Origin of the sequence: Streptomyces sp. NPDC058674 (assembly GCF_042716505.1) — a bacterium.
In the GTDB taxonomy this organism is placed as follows: domain Bacteria; phylum Actinomycetota; class Actinomycetes; order Streptomycetales; family Streptomycetaceae; genus Streptomyces.
Genome location: NZ_JBHXSC010000121.1, coordinates 1 through 7,998 on the forward strand (window position 1 = coordinate 1; position 7,998 = coordinate 7,998).

Sequence of the window (7,998 nt, forward strand, 5' to 3'; positions counted from 1 at the left end):
GCTACGAACGCAAGGCCGAGCACTTCCTCGCCTTCACCAGCCTCGCCTGCACCCTCATCTGCTACCGGCGACTGGCCAAATGAGATGACCTCTAACGAACGTCCACGGATCCGGACACCGCCAGGCGATCCCCGCGGGAATCCGGTGGGCGAGTGCCCCGGTCTCCCGGCCGCGGCCGGGCGGAACCGGCCTCGGGGAACATCGGTACAGCGGTTATCGGTGAGAACGATCATGGTCGTCTAGCACAGTGATCCACTTCGCCGCTGGGGTTAGGTGAAACGCCTCCGGGCCTGGTCTGGGGCTGGCTACGGTCCGGCTTGTGCCGGTGGAATTTCTGAGCGATGAGCAGGCCGAGGCGTACGGGACGTTCGCCGAGGAGCCGACGAGGCCCGAGCTGGAGCGGTTCTTCTTCCTGGACGACGTCGACCGGGACCTGATCGCCCTGCGGCGGACGGAGCATCACCGGCTCGGGTTCGCGCTCCAGATGCGCACGGTTCGGTACGTCGGCCTGTTCCTGGAGGAGCCGCTCGCGGTGCCGTGGCCGGTGGTCGAGCACCTGGCCGTGCAGCTCGGTATCGAGGACCCGTCGGTGGTCAAGCGGTACATGGAGCGGCGTCAGACGCTGTATGACCACGCGTGGGAGATCCGGGACGCCTACGGCTACCACCCCTACGAGGACGCCGAGTGGGGCCGGCGGTTCCGCACGTTCCTGCACGGGCGGGCGTGGACGCACGCCGAGGGCCCGAAGGCGCTGTTCGATCACGCGGTGGGCTGGTTGCGCCGTCACCGGGTCCTGCTGCCCGGGGTGTCCGTGCTGGCTCGGCAGGTGGCGGAAGCGCGGACGGTCGCGGAGAAGCGGCTGCACGCCACGGTCGCGGGCGCCGCCCGTCGTGCGGACCCGGCGCTGCCCGGGGATCTGGTGGCGACGCTGAAGACGCCGGAGGGCTCGCGGTTCTCGGAGCTGGAGCGGCTGCGCCGGCCGCCGACGCGGACGACGGGTACGGCGTTCGCCCGCGCGCTGGAGCGGGTGGACGAGATCGGCGCGTACCGGCTTGGGCGGCTGAGACTGTCGCAGATCCCGCCGAACCGGATGGCCGCTTTGGCCCGGTACGCGCTGGGGTCGAAGGCGCCGCTGCTGGAGCGGGCCGCGGAGCCCAAGCGCACGGCGATGCTCACCGCGGTGATGCGGCACCTGGAGGCGAAGGCGATCGACGAGGCCCTGGATCTGTTCCAGGTCCTGATGGCCACCCGGCTGTTGAACACGGCGAAGCGCAAGACGGAGAAGGAGCGGCTGTCGACGCTGCCGCAGCTGGAGAAGGCGTCGCGGGTGCTCGCGCGGGCGGCGAAGGTGTTGTTCGAGGAGCTGGAGCTGGTCGAGGAGCACTGGACGCGGCGAGCGCGGGCAAGCGGGTCCTGGCCGGGGTGCGCGGCCTGCCGGCGCTGGCCCGGCGGAAGGTGGGGGTGAAGCCGCTGCTGCCGCGCGAGGTGGACGACAAGCTCGTACCGCCCGCGTGGCGCAAGGCGGTGTACGCCAACCCGGATCTGCCGCAGGGTGCGGTGGACCGGGACGCGTATGTGGTGTGCGTGCTGGAGCAGCTGCACCGGGCCCTGAACAACAGCGACGTCTTCGCCTCGCCCTCGCACCGCTGGTCCAACCCGCGCGCCCGCCTGCTGGACGGGCCCGACTGGGACGCGGTCGAGGAGGACGTCCTGGCGGCCCTGAGCCTGGACATGCCCGTCACCGAGCACCTGGCGGAGCTGGTGCGGGGCCTGGACGCCGGATGGAAGCAGCTCGCGACGCGCCTGGAGGAAGCGGGGCCGGCGGCGAGGGTCTCCATCGAGGTGGCCGGCGACGGGCGGGTGAAGCTGAACGTCGACAAGCTCGGCGCCCTCGGCGAGCCGAAGTCCCTGACCTGGCTGCGCCAGCGGGTCGAGAAGATGCTCCCGAAGATCGACCTGCCGGACCTGCTGTTCGAAGTGAACGCCTGGACCGGCTTTCTCGATGCCTTCGTGCACCTCGGCGACGGCACCACCCGGATGAAGGACCTGCCCACCTCGGTGGTCGCGCTGCTGGTGTCCGAGGCGTGCAACATCGGCCTGGCCCCGGTGGTCAACCCCGGCTACGAGGCCCTGACCCGGGCCCGGCTCGTGCACGTCGACCAGTACTACCTGCGCGCCGACACCATCGCCGCCGCGAACGCAGCTCTCATCGCCGCCCAGGCCAGCATCCCGATCGTGCGGTACTGGGGAGAAGGGCTGCTCGCCTCCGTGGACGGGCTGCGCTTCCAGGTGCCGGTGCGCACCATCAACGCCGCCCCGTCGCCGAAGTACTTTGGGTTCAAGCGCGGCATCACCTGGCTCAACGCCGTCAACGACCAGGTCGCAGGCATCGGGCAGATGGTCGTGCCCGGCACCCCGCGCGACTCCCTGCACATCCTGCGCCCTGCTGAACCTCGACGGAGGCGTGAAGCCGGAGATGGTGGCCACCGACAACGCCTCGTACTCCGACATGGTGTTCGGCCTGTTCAAGATCCTCGGCTACAACTTCAGCCCCCGGTTCCGCGACCTGGACGACCAGCGGTTCTGGCGGGCCACGATGCCCGGCGTCCAGACCGGCACGTACGGCGCGGTGGAAGACCTGGCCCGCAACCGCGTGAACCTGAACAAGGTGATCACGCACTGGCCGGACATGCTGAAGGTCGCCGGTTCCCTGGTCACCAACCAGGTCCGCGCCTACGACCTGCTGCGCATGTTCGGACGCGACGGCCGCCGACCCCGCTCGGGGCCGCGTTCGCCGAGTACGGGGGGATCGCCAAGACCGAACACCTGCTGCGGGTCGTCGACCCGGTGGACGACACCTACCGGCGGCAGATGAACCGCCAGCTCACCGTCCAAGAGTCCCGCCACAAGCTCGCCCGGGACGTGTGCCACGGCAAGCGCGGCACCATCCACCAGGCCTACCGCGACGGCATGGAGGACCAGCTTGGCGCGCTCCGCCTGGTCCTCAACGCCATCGTGCTCTGGACCACGAAGTACATCGACGCCGCCGTCACCCAGCTGCGCGCCGAGGGCCACGAGATCCACGGCGAGGACATCGCCCGGCTGTCCCCGCTCAAGCACCGCAACCTGAACCTGCTCGGCCGCTACAGCTTCACCGCCAGCGTCCCAGCCGCCGGCGCCCTGCGCCCGGTGCGGGACCCCGATGCGCAGGAACTGGATGAGGACGACGAGGGGGAGGCGTGAGCAGGATGTCGACTATTGGGCGGTGTAGCCGCCGTCGACGGGCAGCGCGATGCCGGTGACGTAGCCGGCGCCGCTGCTGCACAGCCACAGGACGGCCTGGGCGATCTCGTCGGCGGTGCCGAGGCGGTCGATGGCCTGGCCGGCTTCGGCCTGGGTGCGGTCGAGTTCGCCGCCTTCGACCATGGCGTCGACCATCGGGGTGCTGATCGTGCCGGGGCAGACGGCGTTGATCCGCACGCCGCGCGGGCCGTATTCGAGGGCGGCGCTCTTGGTCAGGCCGATCACGCCGTGCTTGGTGGCGTGGTAGGCGGCGCGGCCGGGGTTGCCGACGAGACCGCCGAGGGAGGAGCAGTTGACGATGGCGCCGCTGCCCTGGTCGCGCATGTGGCGCAGCTCGTGCTTCATGGCGGCCCAGATGCCGCGCAGGTTGATGTTCTGGACGCGGTCGAACTGCTCGGCGGACTCGTCGGCGGCGTCGGTGGGCGGGGGCATGATGCCGGCGTTGTTGTAGGCCATGTCGAGCCGTCCGAAGGCTTCGACGGTGCGGTCGACGGCACTGGCGACCTGGTCCTCGTCGGTGACGTCGCAGACCAGGGCGAGAGCCCGGTGGCCGGCGTCGGTGAGTTCCTTCACGGCGGCGGAGACGGCCTTCTCGTCGATGTCGGCGAGGCCGACGGCGGCGCCGGCCTGGGCGAAGGCGCGGGCGGTGGCCAGACCCATGCCGGAGGAGGCGCCGGTGACGAAGGCGACCTGGCCGGTGAAGTCGTAGGTGGGGTTCATGGCGTTGTCTCCTCGGGCGAGATTTCGGCGTGGGCGTCGGGCGTGGGCCGGAGGGTTCAGGTGGTCTGGCCGCCGTCGACGACGAGGGCGGTGCCGGTGGTGAAGGCGGCGTCTGTGGAGCAGAGCCAGAGCACGGCGGAGGCGATCTCCTCTGGCGTGCCGAGGCGGCCGACGGGCTCGTCGGCGATGAGTCCTTCGCGGCCTCCGGGGCGGGTGTCGCCGAAGCGGCGGATCATCTCGGTGTCGATGATGCCGGGGCAGACGGCGTTGATACGGATGCCCTGGGCGGCGTGGTCGAGGGCGGCGGAGCGGGTGAAGCCGATGATCCCGTGCTTGGCCGCGGCGTAGGCGGCCTGGCCCTTGAAGCCTTTGACGCCGGCGCCGGAGGAGACGTTGACGATCGCGCCGCCGCCGTCCTGCCGGAGCATCTGGCGGATCTGGGCGCGGGTGCACAGGAACGCCCCGGTGAGGCTGACGCCGAGGATGCGGTCCCAGTCCTCCTTGGCGGTGTCGGCGGCTGGCTGGACGGGCTGTTCGACGCCGGCGTTGTTGAAGGCGGCGTCCAGGCTCCCGAAGCGCTCGACGGTCAGGTCGACCGCCGCCTGGACGTCGTCCTCGCTGGTGACGTCGCAGGTGAGGGTGAGGGCTTCGCCCCCGGCGGCGTCGATGAGGCGGGCGGTCTCGTGCAGCCCGTCACCGGAGAGGTCGGCGAGGGCTACCCGTGCGCCCGCGCGGGCGAAGGCGAGGGCGGTGGCCCGTCCGATGCCGCCGGCGGCGCCGGTGACGAAGGCGGTCTTGCCGCGGAAGTCGTAGGTGACGGTCACGGGTGTTCTCCGATCGAGGTGCGGGTCGTACGGGGGCCGGGTCAGGAGGCTGCTTCGATGGTGATGCGTGTGGCCTGGCCGAGCTGGTCGGCGCTGACGTCGAGGTGGCCGAGGACCAGCAGATCCGGGGAGGGGGCAGGCCCGTCCTGGTAGAAGAGGGCGAGGTTGCCCCAGGGGGCGTAGTAGGCGATGTCGCCGGCCTTCGCGGCGGCCGGTTCGGGAGCCCCGTCGGTGTTCAGCTTGCGGGGCAGGTCGGCGACCCGCTCCGTGTCGTGGAAGTCCTCCAGGTCCAGGGTGAGCGGCAGCAGCTTGGCGAGGTCGCGGGCGGCGGGGCTGTCGTTCAGGACGGCGTCGACGGGGCGGCCGTCGAGGGTGACCCGGATGTTCATGGATGTACTCCTTCCGGAGGGGGACGCCGACGGCGGCTGCTGCCTTCCAGAGGCGGCAGAGGACGAGGCGGCCGGGGCGGTGTCTGGTGTTCCGCTGGAGCAGGCGGTGCCGGCCAGCAGCAGGGCGGCTGCCGGAGCGGTGCGGAGCAGCAGGCGGAGGGCGGCGCGGGTCGTGGGCGGCATCCGGGACGTGGTCATGCGGGCATGGGTTCGGCGTAGTGCCGGAAGGCATCGCGCTGGGTGTGGATGGCGTACAGGCGCTCGGCGAGCACGTCGGGGCTGGAGTGTTCGGCGTCCGGGCGGATCGCGCCGGGGATGATGAGCTGGGCGGCGTGGATGTTCTCCGGTGCGAGGGCGTCGTGGAGCATCGCGGCGTACGCGCTCTCGGCGGCGAACGCGACCGAGGTGCCGGCCACCTTGGGGTTCGGGCGCACCGCGCTGCCGCCGTTGACGAACAGCAGCGTTCCCCGGCCCAGCTCTCGCATCCCGAGCAGGACCGTGTTCACACAGGTGAGCGGGCCTTTGACGGAAAAGGCGAGCGGATCGTCCAGGTCGGCGGCGGTGGTCTCCAGGACCGGCTTCATGAAGTCGCCGCGGGGCACGGGGCTGAACTGGAGGACCTCGATGGGCCCCAGTTCCTCGGCCGCCGCGTCCAGGGCCACGGTCAGGGAGGCCGGGTCGAGGGCGTCGGCGGTGAACCCGCGGGCCGTGATGTCGTCCCGGGCCAGCTCGGCAGCCAGTTCGTCCTGGTGCTGGGCGTTGCGGGAGATGAGGGCGACGTGGTGGCCGGCGGTTCCGAAGCGGCGGGCGGCGGCCAGGCCCAGGCCGGGGCCGGCGCCGATCAGGGCGAAGGTGGTCACGATGGTGCTCCTCGGTCATGCGGTGGCTGGTGTGGCGGTGTACTCGTCGTCGGTGACCGGGCTCAGCCAGTGCACGACGGCGTGGTCGTCGTCGCCTTCGTTGATGGCGAGGTGGACCATCAGCCGGTTCGGGGCGGCGCCGTGCCAGTGCTCCTCGTCGGCCTCGAACAGGACGCGGTTGCCGGGCCGGATGACCTCGACGGGGCCGCCGCGGCGCTGGCACAAGCCGACGCCTTCGGTGACGAAGACGGTCTGCCCGAGCGGGTGGCGGTGCCAGTGGGTGCGGGCGCCGGGGGTGAAGTGCACCAGGGAGGCGGTGACCCGGGACGGGGCGGGGGCGGCGGCGACGGGGTCGATGTAGACGTCGCCGGTGAACCAGTCGGCCGGGCCCTTGGCGGTTTCGATCGAGCTGCGGGTGATCTGCACGGAGTGCTCCTTGCGCGGGGTCGGGAGGGTCAGGGCTTGAGGAGGGTCTTGATGGCGCGGCGCTCGTCCATCGCCTTGTAGCCCTCGGCGACCTGGTCCAGGGGAAGGGTGAGGTCGAAGACCTTGCCCGGGTCGATCGCACCCTTGAGGACGCGATCGATGAGGTCGGGCAGGTAGCGGCGTACGGGGGCGGGGCCGCCGCGCAGGCCGACGTGGGAGAAGAACAGCTCCTGGCCGTCGACGGCGACGTCGTGGGGGACGCCGACGAAGCCGACGTTGCCGCCGGGGCGGGCGGAGTGCAGGGCCTGGCTCATGGACTGGGCGGTGCCGACGCATTCCAGGACGCTGTCCGCGCCGATCCCGCCGGTCAGCTCCTTGATCCGGGCCGCACCCTCTTCACCGCGTTCGGTGACGATGTCGGTGGCGCCGAACTCGCGGGCGAGCTTCTGCCGGCTCTCGTGGCGGGACATGGCGATGATCCGCTCCGCGCCCATCTCCTTCGCCGCGATCACGGCGCACAGGCCGACCGCGCCGTCGCCGACCACCACGGCGGTCGAGCCGGGCCTCACCTCGGCGGCGTCCGCGGCCCACCAGCCGGTGCCCATCACGTCGGAGACGGCCAGCAGGCCCGGCCAGAACTCCTCGCCGGGCACCTCGTCGGTGGCGACCAGGGTGCCCTGTGCGTTGGGGATGTGCACGTAGTCGGCCTGGCAGGTGGACATGAATTCGCGGTGCAGGCAGTTGGACTGGAAGCCGTTGCGGCAGTTAGCGCAGGTGTTGTCCGAGGTGGCGAAGGAGCCGACGACGAACTGGCCCGGCTTCACTGCGGTGACCTCGGAGCCGACCTCCTCGACGAAGCCGACGTACTCGTGGCCCATCGGGTGCGGGTCGCCGATCGGCTCGGCGCCGCGGTAGGGCCACAGGTCGGAGCCGCACACACAGGTGACGGCCGTGCGGATGATCGCGTCGGTGGGGTGGAGCAGCTTCGGGTCCTCCAGGGACTCGAAGCGGACGTCGCGGGGGGCGTGGATGACTGCGCCGCGCATAGATGATCTTCCTTCGCGTGCCGAGGCGGGAGATCCCCGAGGCCGGGGCCGTCGCCGAGTGCAGGGCCGGGCGCCCGATCCCGTCGTCGTGACAGGGCGAAAAGCACCACGTCATCCAGGTAACCCGCTCCTTGCGCAGACAGCGAGACACCATCAAGAGGTGTACTGCCAGTACATCCCTATGGACGCGGGCGGGACGTACGGTCGAAGGCGTGGACAACCAAGCAGAGGTCCGCGAGTTCCTGACCTCGCGGCGCGCCAAGATCACCCCTGAGCAGGCCGGCCTGCCCTCCGGGAACCGGCGCCGGGTGCCCGGCCTGCGCCGCAGCGAGGTCGCCGCCCTGGCCGACGTGAGCGTGGAGTACTACGCGAAGCTGGAGCGCGGCAACCTCGCCGGTGTCTCCCCGTCCGTCCTCGAAGCCCTCGCCCG

The 7,998-nt window shown here is 71.3% G+C and carries 7 protein-coding genes and 1 pseudogene; 2 read left to right on the forward strand and 6 right to left on the reverse strand.

What is annotated here, in order from left to right; genetic code table 11:
- Positions 1-319 precede the first annotated feature (319 nt).
- Positions 320-3,243, forward strand: a pseudogene (locus tag ACFWU6_RS33140) (Tn3 family transposase).
- A 12-nt stretch (positions 3,244-3,255) separates the two neighbouring features.
- On the opposite strand, the gene ACFWU6_RS33145 reads toward ACFWU6_RS33140, so the two are convergent.
- Genes ACFWU6_RS33145 through ACFWU6_RS33170 form a run of 6 tightly spaced genes read right to left on the reverse strand, consistent with a single transcriptional unit; the run spans position 3,256 to position 7,568 of the window.
- Entirely contained in the window at positions 3,256-4,023 is a 768-nt protein-coding gene (locus tag ACFWU6_RS33145; RefSeq protein WP_383985130.1) for an SDR family NAD(P)-dependent oxidoreductase, read from the reverse strand.
- Between the two features lie 56 nt (positions 4,024-4,079).
- Positions 4,080-4,847, reverse strand: a complete 768-nt coding sequence (locus ACFWU6_RS33150) for a glucose 1-dehydrogenase (RefSeq protein WP_383985133.1) — start codon at positions 4,845-4,847, stop codon at positions 4,080-4,082.
- 41 nt (positions 4,848-4,888) lie between these two features.
- On the reverse strand, positions 4,889-5,434 hold the full coding sequence (locus tag ACFWU6_RS33155) for a cyclophilin-like fold protein (protein ID WP_383985136.1): 546 nt from the start codon (positions 5,432-5,434) through the stop codon (positions 4,889-4,891).
- A complete protein-coding gene (locus ACFWU6_RS33160; RefSeq protein ID WP_383985139.1) occupies positions 5,431-6,096 on the reverse strand; it encodes an SDR family NAD(P)-dependent oxidoreductase in 666 nt (221 codons plus the stop codon). Before ACFWU6_RS33160 ends, ACFWU6_RS33155 begins: the two co-directional genes overlap by 4 nt.
- 15 nt (positions 6,097-6,111) lie before the next feature.
- Positions 6,112-6,522 (reverse strand): cupin domain-containing protein, encoded by a 411-nt coding sequence (locus ACFWU6_RS33165; RefSeq protein ID WP_383985142.1) that lies wholly within the window; start codon positions 6,520-6,522, stop codon positions 6,112-6,114.
- Positions 6,523-6,551: 29 nt separating this feature from the next.
- The gene (locus tag ACFWU6_RS33170) at positions 6,552-7,568 is read right to left on the reverse strand and encodes a zinc-dependent alcohol dehydrogenase family protein (RefSeq protein WP_383985144.1); all 1,017 of its coding nucleotides are present in this window, start codon (positions 7,566-7,568) and stop codon (positions 6,552-6,554) included.
- 212 nt (positions 7,569-7,780) lie between these two features.
- On the opposite strand from ACFWU6_RS33170, the gene ACFWU6_RS33175 reads away from it, so the two are divergent.
- On the forward strand, positions 7,781-7,998 hold a 218-nt coding region (locus tag ACFWU6_RS33175), incomplete at its 3' end, for a helix-turn-helix domain-containing protein (RefSeq protein WP_383985147.1).